The 16,123-nt window shown below is 51.6% G+C and carries 15 protein-coding genes; 6 read left to right on the forward strand and 9 right to left on the reverse strand.

The window, feature by feature from the left end:
• Positions 1–62: 62 nt before the first annotated feature.
• Together solA and BSPA111_RS14995 are read left to right on the forward strand one after the other, a co-directional pair.
• The gene (gene solA, locus BSPA111_RS14990) at positions 63–1,181 is read left to right on the forward strand and encodes an N-methyl-L-tryptophan oxidase (protein ID WP_183271931.1); all 1,119 of its coding nucleotides are present in this window, start codon (positions 63–65) and stop codon (positions 1,179–1,181) included.
• A gap of 7 nt (positions 1,182–1,188) precedes the next feature.
• Positions 1,189–1,302, forward strand: a complete 114-nt coding sequence (locus tag BSPA111_RS14995) for a YceO family protein (protein WP_183271932.1) — start codon at positions 1,189–1,191, stop codon at positions 1,300–1,302.
• 46 nt (positions 1,303–1,348) lie between these two features.
• Here the strand turns inward: BSPA111_RS14995 and BSPA111_RS15000 are convergent, their stop codons facing one another.
• Positions 1,349–2,398 (reverse strand): rhodanese-related sulfurtransferase, encoded by a 1,050-nt coding sequence (locus BSPA111_RS15000; protein ID WP_183271933.1) that lies wholly within the window; start codon positions 2,396–2,398, stop codon positions 1,349–1,351.
• Positions 2,399–2,627: 229 nt separating this feature from the next.
• Here BSPA111_RS15000 and BSPA111_RS15005 point away from each other — a divergent pair, with 229 nt between their 5' ends.
• From BSPA111_RS15005 to BSPA111_RS15015, 3 genes are all read left to right on the forward strand, one after another.
• Positions 2,628–3,548 (forward strand): Kdo(2)-lipid IV(A) acyltransferase, encoded by a 921-nt coding sequence (locus BSPA111_RS15005; RefSeq protein WP_183271934.1) that lies wholly within the window; start codon positions 2,628–2,630, stop codon positions 3,546–3,548.
• A 143-nt stretch (positions 3,549–3,691) separates the two neighbouring features.
• Complete coding sequence (gene mdtG, locus BSPA111_RS15010; RefSeq protein WP_183271935.1) at positions 3,692–4,918, forward strand: multidrug efflux MFS transporter MdtG; 1,227 nt, start codon at positions 3,692–3,694, stop codon at positions 4,916–4,918.
• A 104-nt stretch (positions 4,919–5,022) separates the two neighbouring features.
• The gene (locus tag BSPA111_RS15015; RefSeq protein WP_183271936.1) at positions 5,023–5,397 is read left to right on the forward strand and encodes a MysB family protein; all 375 of its coding nucleotides are present in this window, start codon (positions 5,023–5,025) and stop codon (positions 5,395–5,397) included.
• 3 nt (positions 5,398–5,400) lie between these two features.
• Here BSPA111_RS15015 and BSPA111_RS15020 read toward each other — a convergent pair whose 3' ends face one another.
• The 3 genes from BSPA111_RS15020 to mdoG all read right to left on the reverse strand — a co-directional run bounded on the left by BSPA111_RS15020 (position 5,401) and on the right by mdoG (position 9,761).
• The gene (locus BSPA111_RS15020) at positions 5,401–5,622 is read right to left on the reverse strand and encodes a YceK/YidQ family lipoprotein (RefSeq protein WP_139878025.1); all 222 of its coding nucleotides are present in this window, start codon (positions 5,620–5,622) and stop codon (positions 5,401–5,403) included.
• 79 nt (positions 5,623–5,701) lie between these two features.
• Complete coding sequence (mdoH, locus tag BSPA111_RS15025) at positions 5,702–8,233, reverse strand: glucans biosynthesis glucosyltransferase MdoH (RefSeq protein ID WP_183271938.1); 2,532 nt, start codon at positions 8,231–8,233, stop codon at positions 5,702–5,704.
• Positions 8,226–9,761 (reverse strand): glucans biosynthesis protein MdoG, encoded by a 1,536-nt coding sequence (gene mdoG / locus BSPA111_RS15030; protein ID WP_183271997.1) that lies wholly within the window; start codon positions 9,759–9,761, stop codon positions 8,226–8,228. Before mdoG ends, mdoH begins: the two co-directional genes overlap by 8 nt.
• A 294-nt stretch (positions 9,762–10,055) precedes the next feature.
• Between mdoG and mdoC the strand changes: the two genes are divergently transcribed.
• Positions 10,056–11,207, forward strand: a complete 1,152-nt coding sequence (mdoC, locus tag BSPA111_RS15035; RefSeq protein ID WP_183271939.1) for a glucans biosynthesis protein MdoC — start codon at positions 10,056–10,058, stop codon at positions 11,205–11,207.
• Between the two features lie 130 nt (positions 11,208–11,337).
• On the opposite strand, the gene BSPA111_RS15040 is transcribed toward mdoC, so the two are convergent.
• From BSPA111_RS15040 to BSPA111_RS15060, 5 genes are all read right to left on the reverse strand, one after another.
• Complete coding sequence (locus BSPA111_RS15040) at positions 11,338–12,822, reverse strand: phospholipase D family protein (protein WP_183271940.1); 1,485 nt, start codon at positions 12,820–12,822, stop codon at positions 11,338–11,340.
• A complete protein-coding gene (ymdB, locus tag BSPA111_RS15045; protein ID WP_183271941.1) occupies positions 12,776–13,300 on the reverse strand; it encodes an O-acetyl-ADP-ribose deacetylase in 525 nt (174 codons plus the stop codon). The genes BSPA111_RS15040 and ymdB overlap by 47 nt, the downstream gene beginning before the upstream one ends.
• A gap of 205 nt (positions 13,301–13,505) precedes the next feature.
• Positions 13,506–14,120 carry a 4'-phosphopantetheinyl transferase superfamily protein gene (locus tag BSPA111_RS15050; RefSeq protein ID WP_183271942.1) on the reverse strand — a complete coding sequence of 205 codons (615 nt, stop codon included), beginning with the start codon at positions 14,118–14,120 and terminating at the stop codon, positions 13,506–13,508.
• A complete protein-coding gene (locus tag BSPA111_RS15055) occupies positions 14,111–15,340 on the reverse strand; it encodes a beta-ketoacyl-ACP synthase (RefSeq protein ID WP_183271943.1) in 1,230 nt (409 codons plus the stop codon). The genes BSPA111_RS15050 and BSPA111_RS15055 overlap by 10 nt, the downstream gene beginning before the upstream one ends.
• Positions 15,337–16,068 carry a 3-ketoacyl-ACP reductase FabG2 gene (locus BSPA111_RS15060; protein WP_183271944.1) on the reverse strand — a complete coding sequence of 244 codons (732 nt, stop codon included), beginning with the start codon at positions 16,066–16,068 and terminating at the stop codon, positions 15,337–15,339. Before BSPA111_RS15060 ends, BSPA111_RS15055 begins: the two co-directional genes overlap by 4 nt.
• Positions 16,069–16,123: the final 55 nt, after the last annotated feature.

Here is a 16,123-nt window from a genome sequence, read left to right on the forward strand (position 1 = left end):
AGGCACCGTAGAGGTGCCTTTTTTATTATTCTGTTTTGGCACAAAGAGAGGAGAAAAGCGCCATGCATTATGACCTTATCATCGTCGGAAGTGGGTCTGTGGGTGCCGCCGCTGGCTGCTATGCAACACATTCCGGTCTGAATGTCCTGATGATCGATAGCTGCCATCCCCCTCATCAGCAAGGTAGCCACCACGGCGATACACGCCTGATGCGCCACGCCTATGGCGAAGGCGAAAAGTATGTCCCGTTGGTGTTACGCGCTCAGAAACTTTGGGACGCATTGCAGGAAATCAGCGGCGAGAAAGTGTTTCATCGCACCGGCGTGATTAATCTCGGCCCGGCTGATTCAACGTTTATCGCCACGGTGCAGCAAAGTGCGAAAAACTGGTCACTACCGCTTGAAACATTGAGTGCTGAAGCAGTGATGACTCGTTGGCCGCAGATAACCGTTCCCGAAAACTATCTCGGTTTGTTTGAGCCGAACTCTGGCGTACTGCGCAGCGAGTTGGCGATTAAGACCTATATTCGACTGGCAAACCAGGGTGGCTGTGCTCAGCTGTTTAATTGCCCGGTGACCGACATTCGTCATACCGCTGAAGGTGTGGTCGTCAACACGCCGGAAGGTGAATTCACCGCGGACAAACTGCTGATCAGTGCCGGAACGTGGGTCACAAAATTATTACCTGAACTGCCCATCACCCCGGTGCGTAAAATCTTCAGTTGGCATCAGGCGGATGGGCGCTACAGTGAAAAGAATCACTTCCCTGCTTTTACCGCCGAACTGCCTGATGGGGATCAGTATTACGGTTTCCCAGCGGGCGAGGATAACGAGCTGAAGCTCGGCAAACATAATGGCGGCCAGCCGATAAGCGAGCCGCAACAGCGTAAGCCCTTTGGTGCCATCGCGACGGACGGAAGTGAAGTGTTCAGCTTCTTGCGCCAGATAATGCCAGGTGTTGGCGTCTGCATGCATGGCGCCGCCTGCACGTACGATATGTCACCGGATGAAGATTTTATTATTGATACCCTTCCGGGCCATGACAACACACTGGTGATAACCGGTTTGAGCGGACACGGATTTAAGTTCGCCTCAGTGCTTGGAGAGATAGCCTGTCAGTTTGCACTCGGCAAAGAGTGGAGTTTCGACCTTACGCCGTTCTCACTCTCGCGCTTCAGGTGAGCCGACAATGCGCCGCATATTTGACTATTTGATGAATAATGTACGCGAGCACTTGATGCTGTATCTGCTGCTCTCCGCGGTACTCATTTTGATTGATATGATTTATTTGTGGTTGTACTGAACAGAGATAAAACCGGGTGGATACGATTCGATCCACCCGTTAAACGTTATTCGGGATCGGGGATCCCCAACGTAGTATTCAACGCGCCTCGGGATTTGTTAAAAATCTTATTTCCATTTTCCCGTCCTGCACGACGGCGACGCTGTTCTTCCGGAGAAAGCGCCAACTCTTCACGACAAATTTCACTACAGCATCCGGTAAACTTCTCAGCACAACTTGGGCACTGAATAAACAGCAGATGGCAGCCGTCATTTTTGCAGTTGGTATGGTTGTCGCAAGATGCGCCGCACTGATGGCAATGGGCAATCACATCATCGGAAATGCGCTCGCCCATACGTTCGTCGAAAACAAAGTTTTTCCCGACAAAACGCACCGGAATGCCTTGTTCACGCGCACGTCTTGCGTACTCGATAATCCCGCCTTCAATGTGATAAACGTTCTTAAAACCATTGTGTAGCATCCAGGCGCTGGCTTTCTCGCAGCGGATCCCACCGGTACAATACATGACAATTTTCTTGTCTTTGTCTTCCTGAAGCATATCGACCGCTTTCGGCAACTGCTCACGGAAGGTATCCGCAGGGATCTCCATCGCATCCTGGAAATGGCCCACTTCGTATTCGTAATGGTTGCGCATGTCGATGAACACCGCTTCCGGGTCGTCGAGCATGGCATTCACGTCTGCCGCTTTGAGGTATGCGCCGACATTGCTGGCATCAAACGACGGATCATCAATCCCATCCGCGACAATACGGTCGCGAACCTTCATGCGTAATACCCAAAACGATTTGCCGTCGTCTTCGAGCGCAATATTCAGGCGCACGCCATTGAGTGCGGGATGAAAACCGTAAAGTGTTTCGCGGAACGCATCCACTCGGCTTTGAAGAACGCTGATTTGCGCGTTAATCCCTTCATGGGCGAGGTAAACGCGACCAAATACATTGAGCGATGTAAACGCCTGGTAAAGCGCATCACGAGTCGTTTGAGGTTCTTCAATGGTGAAATATTTATAGAATGAGATCGTGGTGCGTGGCTCAGTTTCAGCCAGCATGCGCACACGCAATTCTTCATTCGATATGCGGTTGTGTAACACTGGCATGGTGTTCGCTCTGCAATCGTTAAGAAAAAAGTGGGCTGCATCATATAGCAATTAACGTTAATTTACATCACTGCATTTTGCGTAACATTTCCCTAGTCTATACACACCAAAAACAACAACCGCTGGAATATCAAGCACTCTGCCACGGTTAATTTTGGATGATTCATAATTAATGTCACAATAGTCTGACTCAAGAAGATCCGGCATTTGCCGTCACAATAGGTTTTACATGACGAACTTACCGCAATTCTCGCGCGCACTACTTCATCCCCGCTATTGGGGAACCTGGTTAGGTATTGGCCTACTCTATTTAATTACTTTGCTCCCTTATCCCGTCATTTATCGACTCGGGCGTGGCCTTGGTCAACTTGCAAGACGGTTTATGAAACGCCGCGTCAGAATTACCCGCCGCAATCTTGAGCTCGCCTTCCCCCACAAAACAGCGGAAGAACGCGAATATTATCTCGAGAAAAACTTCGAATCAGTCGGCCTCGGTCTGATGGAAACCGGCATTGCCTGGTTCTGGCCAACCTGGCGCATCCGACGCTGGTGCGATGTTTCCGGTGTTGAACAGATTCATGCGGTTCAGGAAGCAAAACGTGGTGTGTTGCTCATTGGCATTCACTTCCTGACGCTTGAATTAGGGGCGCGAATGTTCGGCATGAACACGCCAGGAATCGGGGTTTACCGCCCGAATGACAACCCCCTTCTTGACTGGCTGCAAACCTGGGGTCGTATGCGTTCGAACAAAAGCATGATCGACAGGAAAGATCTCAAAGGGATGATCCGCGCACTTAAACAGGGCGAAATCATCTGGTACGCACCGGACCACGATTACGGCCCACGCGGCAGCGTATTTGTCCCATTTTTTGGCGTTGACGAAGCCGCCACTACCACCGGAACCTACACGCTGACACGGATGTCCGGTGCTGCGATTGTGCCAATGGTGCCCAGACGCAAACCGGACGGTAAAGGTTACGAGCTGATTATTCTGCCTGCAGAATTTTCACCCCCGCTGGAAACCCCTGAAGGCACCGCAATCTGGATGAATAAAATCATCGAGCAGTGCATTTTGATGGCTCCCGAGCAGTACATGTGGCTGCACCGCCGTTTTAAAACGCGCCCTAAAGGCGTGCCATCACGGTATTAACTTCGGTACCTGGGTGGCTTTTGCCACCCTTAACTCATTCTGAAATTGTATTTCAGAAACATTGCCCCACCTCGGCTTCAGGCGCATAATTAGCAAGGTAATAATTCCCACACACATCTTTCTCTGCCTTGAAATGGAGCGTTATGACTCTCCCTGAGAACACGATCAACTGGAAACGAAACCTCACCGTTGCATGGCTTGGGTGTTTTCTTACTGGTGTCGCATTTAGCCTGGTGATGCCTTTCCTCCCGCTCTATGTCGAACAACTTGGCGTAACCGGGCACAGCGCGCTCAACATGTGGTCTGGGATTGTTTTCAGTATCACCTTTTTGTTCTCAGCTATCGCGTCACCTTTCTGGGGTGGGCTTGCCGACCGCAAAGGCCGCAAGATAATGCTGCTGCGCTCCGCGCTGGGGATGTCCATCGTGATGGTGCTGATGGGCTTTGCGAGTAATATCTGGCAATTTCTGGCGCTTCGTGCGCTACTCGGGCTGTTGGGCGGATTTGTACCCAATGCAAACGCGTTGATTGCCACGCAGGTTCCCCGTCATAAAAGTGGTTGGGCGTTAGGTACACTGTCCACCGGTGGTGTGAGTGGCGCACTTCTTGGGCCAATGATTGGCGGTTTTCTGGCGGATACTTACGGCCTGCGTCCGGTGTTTTTTATCACTGCTGCCGTGCTCTTTACCTGTTTCGTTTTTACCTTGTTCTGTATTCGTGAACAATTCACTCCCGTGCACAAAAAGGACATGCTTCACGCACGCCAGGTCTTCACATCACTCAAAAATCCTCGTCTGGTGCTAAGCCTTTTTGTCACCACCATGATCATTCAGGTCGCCACCGGATCTATCGCCCCGATTCTTACGCTTTACGTGCGTGAACTGGCGGGCAATGTCAGCAATCTGGCTTTTATCAGCGGAATGATTGCCTCTGTTCCCGGCGTTGCAGCACTGATCAGTGCACCGCGACTGGGAAAACTGGGAGATAGAATCGGGCCTGAGAGGATTTTAATCTGCGCCCTGGTTTTCTCCGTCTTGTTGCTGATCCCGATGTCGATGGTACAAAACCCGTGGCAATTAGGCGTGTTACGCTTCCTGTTAGGCGCCGCTGATGGGGCACTGCTACCTGCGGTTCAAACCCTGCTTATCTACAATTCCAGCAATCAAATTGCCGGGCGTATCTTTAGTTATAACCAGTCATTCCGCGATATCGGTAATGTCACCGGCCCGTTGATGGGTGCCGCAGTTTCAGCCAACTATGGCTTTCGCACGGTATTTTTAGTCACTGGCTGTGTGGTTCTTTTCAATGCGCTTTACTCGTGGATAAGCCTGCGTCGCCCAACAGAACGCGTCAGTGTTTCGGAAGAATAACTCTGTAGATACCCTTCATACTTGCAACTTTGCAAACAGCGTCAACAATTAACTTGAAATGACACCGGAGCGCGCTCCCTGACCTGTTTATAAAGGAGATCACCATGAGTTTATATGCCACGCTGGAAGAGGCCATTGATGCTGCACGCGAGCTCTACCTTGTAGAAAACCCCGAGCTTGATGAAGAGAGTGCCAGTGTTCAACAACTGAACATTCAAAAGTACATTCTTCAGGACGGCGATATTATGTGGCAGGCCGAGTTCTTTGCTGATGACAGCGAAGATGGTGAATGTTTGCCGATGCTCAGTGGTGAAGCGGCGCAAAGCGTGTTTGATGGCGACTATGACGAAATAGAGTTACGCCAGGAGTGGATCGAAGAAAATACGCTGCATGAATGGGACGAAGGTGAATTTCAACTTGAGCCGCCTCTGGACACCGAGGAAGGACAGACTGCGGCTGATGAATGGGATGAACGATAAGATTTATTCGTAAGGCCCATGGCTGGCATCAATCGGCAGTAACAGTGTGTCGAAGACCAGTGAAAAGGGCAAATCGAGCACCGTGATATAGCGCCAGGCGCTGTCACGCACATCCCACTGCACACCGGGGTAATACTGATTACCGTGTCCCTGCCCCGGTACAGCACGACTAATAATGCTGCCGCACCCACTGAGTACGCACGCGACCATTACCACAACAATCATTCTTAGCAATTTTATCTCCTGGCGCTGAGCGCAAAAAAATGCCGACCCGAAGGCCGGCATTGATTACGCGGTTCGCGCTTTATTTGGACGGTAATGCCTCTGGGTTCAGATTAACCGTTTTGTAGTTATCCACCCAGGACGAATAGCGCTCCGGGTTTGACCACACACGGTAATGCAGGCGAGACATGGTTACCGGATCGCTTAACAACACTAAACGACGATCGCGATTGAGTTTCTCAGGCGTTTCATTCAGCGCCTGTTCAACGTGACGATCACGGGCAATCTCCAGCACCTGGCTTGCACGGTGACGCGCCGTTGCCATCGCCGTAGCCAGGGCATTAAACGACGGGTTAAACACCGCGTGCATAAACCCATCATCCAGCGTACGGCTACGGTTAAGCTTCAGGTAGTTATCTGTATCGACCAGAACCTGCGGAGGAGAATACTCTTCCGGGATCAGGAACAACTTCCAACGCTTAGTACGCAATCCGATTGTCGCACGGCTTGAAATCACCGATACGAACGGCGACAGAATCAGTGAGAACACGATTGGCGCAAGCCAGAACAGGAAACGCAAATCCAACCACGCCATCCCAACAGCCCACACCAGCCCCAGCAGAAGCTGAGAACCGTGGCGCATGAATGCTTCTCCCCACGGAGTGGAGTCATCGTCACGCTGCGGCGAGTTCCATACCACTTCCCAACCGAGGAACGCGCTGACCACAAACACGGTGTGGAACAGCATACGTACCGGTGCCAGTAGCACGGAGAACAGCACTTCCAGCAGCAGCGAAAGCGTCACGCGGAAGAAACCGCCGAACTCTTTCGAGCCTTTGCACCAAATCAGAATGATGCTCAGAAGCTTCGGCAGGAACAACAACACCATGGTGGAAGCAAACAATGCAATCGCCAGTTCCGGACGCCACTGCGGCCACACCGGGAATAGCTGGCGCGGTTGCAGGAAGTATTGCGGTTCTGTCAATGCGTGTACCACCTGCAAGGCAGTCGATAATGCAAGGAACATAAACCACAACGGCGCGGACAAATAAGACATAACACCTGTCAGGAACACCGCACGGTGAACCGGGTGCATCCCTTTTACCAGGAACAGACGGAAGTTCATCAAGTTACCGTGGCACCAGCGACGGTCACGCTTGAGTTCGTCCAGTAAGTTCGGCGGCAGTTCTTCATAAGAACCTGGCAAGTCGTATGCAATCCAAACGCCCCACCCTGCACGGCGCATCAGTGCCGCTTCCACGAAGTCGTGAGAAAGGATAGAACCGGCGAATGAACCTTCACCAGGCAGCGGTGCTAACGCACAGTGCTCGATGAACGGCTTAACGCGAATAATGGCGTTATGCCCCCAGTAGTGGGATTCACCCAACTGCCAGAAGTGCAAACCCGCAGTAAACAACGGCCCGTAAACACGAGTCGCAAACTGCTGGCAACGCGCATACAGCGTGTCCATGCCGGACGCTTTTGGTGAAGACTGAATGATGCCCGCGTTCGGGTTAGCATTCATCAAACGCACCAGGTTGGTCAGGCAGTCACCGCTCATGACGGAGTCAGCATCCAACACCACCATGTAGCTGTATTGATTACCCCAGCGACGGCAGAAGTCATCGATGTTGCCACTTTTACGCTTCACACGGCGGCGACGGCGACGGTAGAAGATCTGCCCTTCGCCCTGCACTTCGTTAATCAGCTCCATCCACGCTTTTTGCTCAGCAACACAGATATCCGGGTTGTAGCTGTCGCTCAGGATGTAAACGTCGAAGTGTTGCTGCTGGCCAGTCGCTTTTACCGATTCCCACGTCGCCCGCAGACCCGCAAATACACGGTCTACGTCTTCGTTACAAATAGGCATAATCAACGCGGTGCGGTTTGCCGGATCGATGGGTTCGTCGCCAACCGTTGAGGCAGAGATACTGTATTTATCTTTGCCCATCAGTAGCTGCAGGAAGCCCATCAACGCGGTCCAGAAACCGGCTGATACCCAACAGAACAGAATCGCAAACAGGATCAAGATGCCCGTCTGCAACACATACGGCAGCAGTTGCATGAAGGACACCCACAAATCCTGGCCGAACATGTCGGAAGGATTGATCAGTGCCCAGCCCTGATAAGGAAGAATGGTCTTCATATACCAGGTTGCAACCACGGTCTGAGAAATCGTCAGCAGCAGCAGAATGTAACGTCGAATCGTCCCGACGGTACGCCATTTCTGCTCAGCTTCAGCTTCTTCTTTCGACATATAGCGAGGATTAACTTCCCGCCCGCGTAAACGATCCCAGAAACGACCAATCGGGTTGGTGCGCCACGGATCGGGGAACATAGAAGAACGCGTTGCTTTTGGCATTGCCTGCAACTGGGTGCGTCCTTCTTCATCCTCAATCAGTTGTTCACCGCCCAACGATCCTGGCCAACTCGCTTCGAGCCGGGCCTTTACCGAGGCTAAAGGGGAATCATCGGCTCTGTCATAGTGGTGCTCTTGCGCATCCAGCGCCTCATGCACCGCTTGCAGATCCGATGCAGGCAGAGCCGCTTTCTGCTCGGCAGAAAGCGGGAGGACATCAATATAAGCAGACGCAGTATCAGTAAACTTATTCATTGGCAGGTAGCTGGTAGCTCCAGGTTTCACTCAGCGTTTGATCACCATTGACCAGCGCTGCACGCATTTCTGTCGGTTTCTTCTCATCTTTGACTTTCAGACGTACAGTCAAACGCCAGCCTTTGGTAACTGGGTTATAACGTACCTGGCTGTCAACGATTTCACCATTGTCACCAATGCTGGTTTGAGCTGTAACCGGCGTATCTTGCGGCAGTTTTTTCATATCCGCACCGACGTAATCAACGATAAATGCAATAGTGCCGTCAGGTTGGCGAATCAGATTCGACTGTTTAACATCACCGTTTGAGCGGCGAGTCTGCGCAACATACGCGTTATCTGGCGCATGCATTTTGTCTTCGTCACGGCTGAAAGTAATGGTGTACTTGAAGTTCATCTCTTTGCCTGGTTCCGGGAGTTGATCCGGAGTCCAGTAAGCAACGATGTTGTCATTGGTTTCATCGTTGGTTGGGATTTCAACCAGTTCGACGCGACCTTTACCCCAATCACCTTGCGGCGCAACCCAGGCACTTGGACGCTGATCGTAACGATCGTCAAGATCTTCAAAGCGCGAGAACTGACGGCCACGTTGCAGCAAACCAAAGCCAACCGGATTTTCTGTCGCGAAGGAACTCACCGCCAGATGTTTCGGGTTGTTCAGCGGACGCCAGATCCACTCACCGTTACCGGCATGGATAGACAGACCGTTGGAATCATGTAATTCAGGACGGAAGTTGCTGCTTGGTGATGGCTGATTTGGCCCAAACAGGAACATACTGGTCAGCGGTGCAACACCCAGTTTGCCCACTTTGTCGCGCAGATACACTTTCGACTGCACGTTAACCACCGTGTCACGACCAGGGGTAATCACAAAGCGATACGCTCCCGTAGCACGTGGAGAATCAAGCAACGCATAGAGGGTCAGCGTTTTATCACCCGCTTTCGGGCGCTCAATCCAGTACTCACGGAAACGTGGGAACTCTTCGCCAGATGGCAAAGCAGTGTCGATTGCCAAACCACGAGCAGACAGGCCATAAACCTGACCTGAGCCAATCACACGGAAATAACTCGCCCCGAGCATGCTGACAATTTCGTCGTTTTTATCTTTGCTGTTGATCGGATAGAGCACTTTGAACCCGGCGAAGCCAAGATCTTTCACGGTGTCTTTATCGTGTTTTACATTACCGAAATTAAAGTAATCCGGGTTGTACTTGATCTTATGAACCGCAGTTGCTGTCACTTCATTGATAGCAACTGGGGTGTCGAAGTACATACCCTGATGATAAAATTCAAGCTTAAATGGGGTCTTTAACTTGCTCCAGTAGGCTTTATCATGATTGAACTGGATCTGCTGATAATCCGCATATTTCATGTCGCGGAAGAGCGAAGGCAGATTGCTTTTCGGTGCTTCGTAGCTTTTGCCCGCTAATGTTTTCGCTTGTTTTGCGACATCATCGATGGTGAAGGCCCAAACCGAGGTGGTATAAAGTGACAACATGACTGCCGCACCGAGCCCACACATTTTCATCATTTTTAGTTTATGTTTCATATTAACCAGCACATCCCCCTTTGTGTGCTTAAATCAATCCAATCCATTTTAATGGAAACTTCTGCTTTCCGACAACCAAATACCCGCATTGTTCAGCGCACTGGCTCAGCCTTTAAGCAAAAAAAGACAACTGCTTACGCTTTCAGAGCCCATCCTGGAGACAGGATGTCATGGTTAGTGTAGGGTTGCCACGGAATTGATACCGTTCGGGACTTCAAGCCTATTGGGATATGTTCTTAAGGATAAGGCGATTCGTCCGATAATGTCTGGAGTATTATGAGTAAAGCACCACAACAACGCGAGTTTTTCCTCGATTCAATCCGAGCCTGGTTAATGCTCTTAGGCATTCCGTTTCATATCTCGCTTATCTATTCAAGCCACCACTGGCATGTCAACAGCGCTGAAGCCTCATGGGGATTAACCCTGTTTAATGACTTCATTCACGCCTTCCGTATGCAGGTGTTCTTTGTCATTTCTGGCTATTTTTCTTACATGCTTTTTTTGCGCTACCCGCTTAAACGCTGGTGGAAAGTGCGCGTCGAGCGTGTTGGCATCCCGATGTTAACCGCCATTCCGTTGCTGACTCTGCCGCAATTTTTAATGCTGCAACACGTTAACGACAAAGCAAAAAACTGGCCGGGTCTTACCCCTTACGAAAAATACAACACCCTGGTTTGGGAACTGGTTTCCCATTTATGGTTCTTGTTAGTGATGGTGGTATTGACGACAATTTGTTTGTTTTTGTTTCGACAAATGAAAGCCCGTCTTGAGATGACACCAGAAAATAGCGCGTCCGCCATTACGTTAGGAAAGCTCTCAATTGCCTTCCTGGGCTTCGGCTTTTTATACGGCGCCATTCGCCGCACTATTTTCGTTATTTACTCACCGATATTAAGTGATGGTCTGTTTAACTTTGTGGTGATGCAGACGCTGTTTTATCTGCCATTCTTCATGCTGGGTGCTTTAGTGTATGTACGCCCACAACTGAAAGCACTCTTCACCACCCCGTCACCATGGTGTGCTGCAGGTGCGGCCGTGGCGTTTTCTGCCTATCTGCTGAACCAGCGTTACGGCAGTGGTGATGCCTGGATGTATGAAACCGAAAGCGTCATCACGATGGTATTAGGGCTGTGGATGGTCAACGTGGTGTTCTCGCTTGGCCATAAACTGCTGAACTTCCAGTCCCGGCGCGTCACCTATTTCGTGAATGCATCACTGTTTATTTATCTGGTGCACCACCCACTAACGCTCTTCTTTGGCGCATATATCACGCCGCATATTGATTCAAATATAGTGGGCTTTATTACGGGGCTTATCTTTGTGGTGGGTACAGCGATAGTTTTATACGAAATCCATCTGCGAGTTCCGCTGCTGCGTTTCTTATTCTCCGGCAAGCCGCAGAATGTGGCGGTGAAAGTGGCGGGTTAAGTGTTTATTAACTCTAAATAATTCAAGTTGCATCGCGGCGGCAAGTAAACGAATCCCGATGAGCTTACTGAAGTAAGTGATTCGGGTGAGTGAACGCAGCCAACAATGAGGCAGCTTGAAGTATGACGAGTTAGAGAAGCCATTCTATTGGCAGACGATACACCAACCGCACCAGGGCCCGTTGCCAAAAACGGGTGTGCGGTTCTTTCTTCCAGACAATCTCTTTGCCCTCACAGTTCTCCACCCAATTCACTCGCCCCCAGCGGTCTAAACGCAGCGCCCATGCGGCCTCTTTTTGGCTCTGCGTGAAACGTTGGTGGATATCTTCCGCCAGTGCTGCGCTCTCTATCACAAATCCCATTTCGGTATTGAGCATGGCTGAGCGCGGGTCAAAATTGAATGAACCGATAAATACTTTCTGCTTATCCACGCTGAAGGTTTTGGCGTGCAAACTGGAGCCAGAATGTCCGGTTAAACCCCGGTCGCGCGGCCTGCGAGGACCGTTGTTTTCTGGCTTTAATTCATAAAGTTCGACGCCATGACGGAGCAATTTTTTACGCCAGCGTGCATATCCGGCATGCACCACCGCGACATCGTTGGCGGCCAGAGAATTGGTGAGGATGGCTATTTTCACCCCTTTGCGCACCAGACCGAGAATTTGCGCGACACCGGCACGAGTCGGGACAAAATAGGCAGAAATAATGTCTATTTCCTGCTTTGGCAGGCCAATCACGTTGATCAGACGCTGTGGGAGCAACGTGTGATTGCGCGCCCTTCCCTGCCCCTTACGCGGATCGTCACTGAGCAAACGGGTTTTAGCCCAGTACATATTTAACCTGCGAGCCACAAGATCCGTCGCAAACTGGCTGGTGGTCAGGCGATCAAGATAGCGTCGCGCCGTCGGATCGTTACGCCAGTCATCGGGCAATTGTACCCGTTGCTGTAGAACATCGGCGTCAACGTCCAGGACTTTGGCAAGCGTCGAAACGCACTGGCTGTTCCAGTACCGCTCAAAATCCTGGCTGACATTGCCCACCACCGGGCCAACCGCCAGCACATCTAAATCTGAAAACAGCGGTTGTTTACCGACGCCAAAATAGGCATCGCCGACATTACGACCGCCAACAATCGTTGTTTCACCATCCACGGTGAAACTCTTGTTATGCATCCGGCGATTTAAACGGGCAAAGTCTGTTAGGTAACCAATGGCGCGAAACAAGCGAAATGAGAAGGGATTAAACAGGCGAACTTCAATGTGCGGATGAGAGTTAAGAAGCTCTAAAATATTATCCAGCCCATTGGTGTTGTTATCATCAAGCAACAGCCTGACTCTCACTCCGCGGTCAGCTGCCGCCAACAATGCACTAAATAACAGCCGCCCGGACATATCGTCCTGCCAGATGTAATACTGCACATCGAGGGTGTTTTCCGCCATGCCGCACAACAGATAACGTGCGGTAAACGCATCAAGGCTATCCGCAAGAGGATGAATACCGCTCACGCCAGGATGCTCGGCGAGCGCGGGAGTAATCGCTCTCCCCAGGCGGGTGGCGTGATGATTCCTCACGTTAGAGCTGGGCAAGTAGCTGTTGATAAATCTGGGTATTCTCGTCATCGAAACAGACGAAAACGACTTCTTCGGGCAACGGACGCAGACCGATATATCGATAAACCGTATCGACCGCAATTTTTGCGGCCAACTCTTTTGGGAAAGCATAGGCTCCGGTGCTGATTGCCGGAAACGCGATAGTGCGATAACCATTGGCTGCGGCTAAATCCATGCTGTTGCGGTAGGTTTGTTCAAGCAATTCGGCTTCGTTTTCTTCACCACCGCGCCACACCGGGCCGACCGCGTGAATCACCGCTTTAACCGGAATATTTCCAGCTTCGGTGATCACCGCATGCCCAGGTTGGCAGTCGCCTTGTTGACGACGAATGACTTCACAGGCCGCCAATAATGCAGGCCCTGCCGCACGATGAATTGCGCCATCAACACCACCGCCTCCCATCAGGGAGGGATTCGCCGCATTGACTATCACGTCAACTTTAGCGTGGGTGATATCGCCTTGTATCACCGACAATCTTTCGCTCATTGGGAAATCTCCAGTTAGTCTTTGAGAGTAGTCTAAACTTGCCGAACCACTGACGTATACCCCAAATAATTCAGCTTACTGAGAAGTTACCCCTGATACCTACCCTCTGATTTTTCTCGATTATCCGATAAAAGCGCCAACATACCTGACGCATTTTTTTATTGCAGACGCATCTGTAGCAAACGCCTGGCTGCAAAATGGGCACTCAAAGAATAATCAGCTCTGGCGTGAAATTAGCGGGGAAAGGTTGCTCGCCGCAACAGGCAATCAGTGAATCGTCGAGGCTAACATGATGTAAATAACGGTCTGGCGGGCAAAGTGTCTGGAGCGGTAAACGCAACTGTTCCATTTGCCAGACCGTTCCACCACGCTGCTTGAGCACCGCTTCGTGCGCCGTCCAGATGCGCCAGAATTGCCCGATTTGTTGCGCTTCGGGTAAAGATTCCAGCCAGTCACATAATGGCTCGTCGAAACTGTGGCGGGCAATCGCCATAAACCGCGCCCGTGGACGGATTTGTTCAATATCACAACCGACTTCCCTGCCCCCCACCAGCACGGCAACGCGGGTGGCGTTGTTGCTGATATTAAATTCAGGCAATGCCGGGTGGTACGGTTTGCCTTGAGCGGCGCGCGCTAATTTTGGTAACGGCCCATCATTGAGCAGCATTGCCAGCAGGATCCTCGCGGCTATCCAGTCCGGCCGGCGACGGCCAGTTGGCGCATCCTGCAACAATTCAGGCGATAGCCAGCGTGTGGCGCACGCATCATTCAACACGCACGCCACCTCGCCGAACGCCAACTGATAGTCGTTTACCGCCAACGACGCATCACCAGTGAGGTGTTAATTCCACCAAAGGCAAAGTTATTGCTCTGCACAAACTCAGTTTCGATTTTGCGCGCTTCACCCATGATGTAATCGAGATGGCCACACGCCTCGTCAGGTTGAGTTAAATTCAGCGTTTCGGCAAACCAGCCTTCACGCATCATTTCGATACTCAACCACGCTTCCAGTGCACCACACGCGCCAAGCGTATGACCCAGGTAGCTTTTCAGCGAAGAGATTGGCGTGTTAGCGCCAAAAACCGCCGCTGTAGCGTGACTCTCAGCAATGTCGCCACGGTCAGTTGCCGTGCCATGCGCGTTAATGTAGCCAATGTCACTGGCTGAAAGCCCCGCAGAACGCAGGCTGCTTTCAATACAGATTTGCATCGTTTCTTTCTGCGGCTGGGTGATATGAGCGGCATCGCAGTTGGTATGGAACCCGGTAATCTCGGCATAAATCGTCGCACCACGCGCCAGTGCATGATCCAGATCTTCGAGGATCAATGTGCCCGCGCCTTCCCCAATCACCAGGCCATCACGCTGCTTATCAAACGGTGAGGGAGTGCTTTTCGGTTGGTCATTGCGCTGGCTGGTGGCAAACAGCGTGTCAAACACCGCCGCTTCCGACGGGCATAACTCTTCCGCGCCACCGGCGACCATGACAGTCTGGTAGCCGTGACGAATCGCCTCCCAGGCATAACCAATCGCCTGGCTGCCGGAGGTACACGCACTTGACGTCGGGATCACACGGCCACGCAAACCAAAGAACAGCCCGGTATTCACCGCTGCGGTATGCGGCATCATTTGCACGTAGGTCGTGCCGGTAATATTGCGGGTGTGCTTTTCAGTAAGCATGGTGGCGAATTCGCTCACAGGGCCAGTGCTTCCCGTGGATGAACCGTAAGCAATACCTGCTTTACCGCTGGTGAGAATCGGATCGTCAAGCAAACCTGCCTGAATTAACGCAAGCTCTGTAGCACGCGTTGCCAGCAACGACACGCGTCCCATCGCCCGAATACGCTTGCGCGTATAGTGTTCAGGAAGGGTAAAATTATCGACCGGGGCACCGAGCATGGTGTTGAGTCCGTCGTAGACTTGCCATTCCGGCATATGTCGTACCGCGTTTGTACCGGACTTCAAACCCACAGCCACATCCTGCCAGTTATCGCCAAATGCCGTCACGCCACCCATTCCGGTGACGACCACACGGCGAATCACAGCATACCTCCATTGATGGAGATAACCTGGCGAGTGACGTAAGCAGCAACTGGCGACATCAAGTAACGCGCAAGTCCTGCCACTTCTTCGGGCATCCCCATACGCTGGAGTGGGATAAGGCGCATCGCTTCGTTGAGTGCAGCCTCTTCCATTTCGATCATTCCAGTATCAATCAGGCCTGGCGCAATGCAGTTCACGGTGATTTTGCGTTTCGCCAATTCGATTGCCAGCGCTTTGGTCGCCCCAATAATCCCCGCTTTGGCGGCACTGTAATTCACCTGACCACGGTTACCCATCATGCCCGAAACCGACGAAAGCGTGATAATACGCCCGCCGTTACGCAGACCAATCATCGGCATCACGCACGGCTGAATCACATTATAAAAACTGTCGAGGTTAGTACGAATGACACCGTCCCAATCGTCATCACTGAGGGCCGGAAACGCGCCATCACGAGTGATACCCGCATTGTTGACCACGCCCCAATACGCGCCGTGAGTTTCGATGTCAGCGTCAATAACATGGCGGCACTGGCTGCGGTCTGCGCTATCAAACTGCATGACACGCCCTGTTCCGCCCAGCGCTTTTATTTGCTCAAGCGTTTGCTGTGCGCCTGATTCGTCACGATGGTAGTGCACCACCACGGCAAATCCGTCGGCCGCTAGCCCACAGGCAATTGCCCTGCCGATCCCTTTGCTGGCACCGGTTACTAATACTGTCTGAGTCATCTTGCTGCTATCCCATTAAAATACCCGTCATACTTCAAGTGGCATCTTTGTTGGC

This window comes from Buttiauxella sp. A111 (genome assembly GCF_014189855.1).
In the GTDB taxonomy this organism is placed as follows: Bacteria; Pseudomonadota; Gammaproteobacteria; order Enterobacterales; family Enterobacteriaceae; genus Buttiauxella; species Buttiauxella selenatireducens.

Excerpts from the sequence above, each read along its gene's own strand:
- solA (WP_183271931.1), top strand. The coding sequence starts at position 63 with ATGCATTATGACCTTATCATCGTCGGAAGTGGGTCTGTGGGTGCCGCC.
- BSPA111_RS14995 (WP_183271932.1), top strand. The coding sequence starts at position 1,189 with ATGCGCCGCATATTTGACTATTTGATGAATAATGTACGCGAGCACTTG.
- BSPA111_RS15000 (WP_183271933.1), bottom strand. The coding sequence starts at position 2,398 with ATGCCAGTGTTACACAACCGCATATCGAATGAAGAATTGCGTGTGCGC.
- BSPA111_RS15005 (WP_183271934.1), top strand. The coding sequence starts at position 2,628 with ATGACGAACTTACCGCAATTCTCGCGCGCACTACTTCATCCCCGCTAT.
- mdtG (WP_183271935.1), top strand. The coding sequence starts at position 3,692 with ATGACTCTCCCTGAGAACACGATCAACTGGAAACGAAACCTCACCGTT.
- BSPA111_RS15015 (WP_183271936.1), top strand. The coding sequence starts at position 5,023 with ATGAGTTTATATGCCACGCTGGAAGAGGCCATTGATGCTGCACGCGAG.
- BSPA111_RS15020 (WP_139878025.1), bottom strand. The coding sequence starts at position 5,622 with ATGATTGTTGTGGTAATGGTCGCGTGCGTACTCAGTGGGTGCGGCAGC.
- mdoH (WP_183271938.1), bottom strand. The coding sequence starts at position 8,233 with ATGAATAAGTTTACTGATACTGCGTCTGCTTATATTGATGTCCTCCCG.
- mdoG (WP_183271997.1), bottom strand. The coding sequence starts at position 9,761 with ATGATGAAAATGTGTGGGCTCGGTGCGGCAGTCATGTTGTCACTTTAT.
- mdoC (WP_183271939.1), top strand. The coding sequence starts at position 10,056 with ATGAGTAAAGCACCACAACAACGCGAGTTTTTCCTCGATTCAATCCGA.
- BSPA111_RS15040 (WP_183271940.1), bottom strand. The coding sequence starts at position 12,822 with ATGACGAGAATACCCAGATTTATCAACAGCTACTTGCCCAGCTCTAAC.
- ymdB (WP_183271941.1), bottom strand. The coding sequence starts at position 13,300 with ATGAGCGAAAGATTGTCGGTGATACAAGGCGATATCACCCACGCTAAA.
- BSPA111_RS15060 (WP_183271944.1), bottom strand. The coding sequence starts at position 16,068 with ATGACTCAGACAGTATTAGTAACCGGTGCCAGCAAAGGGATCGGCAGG.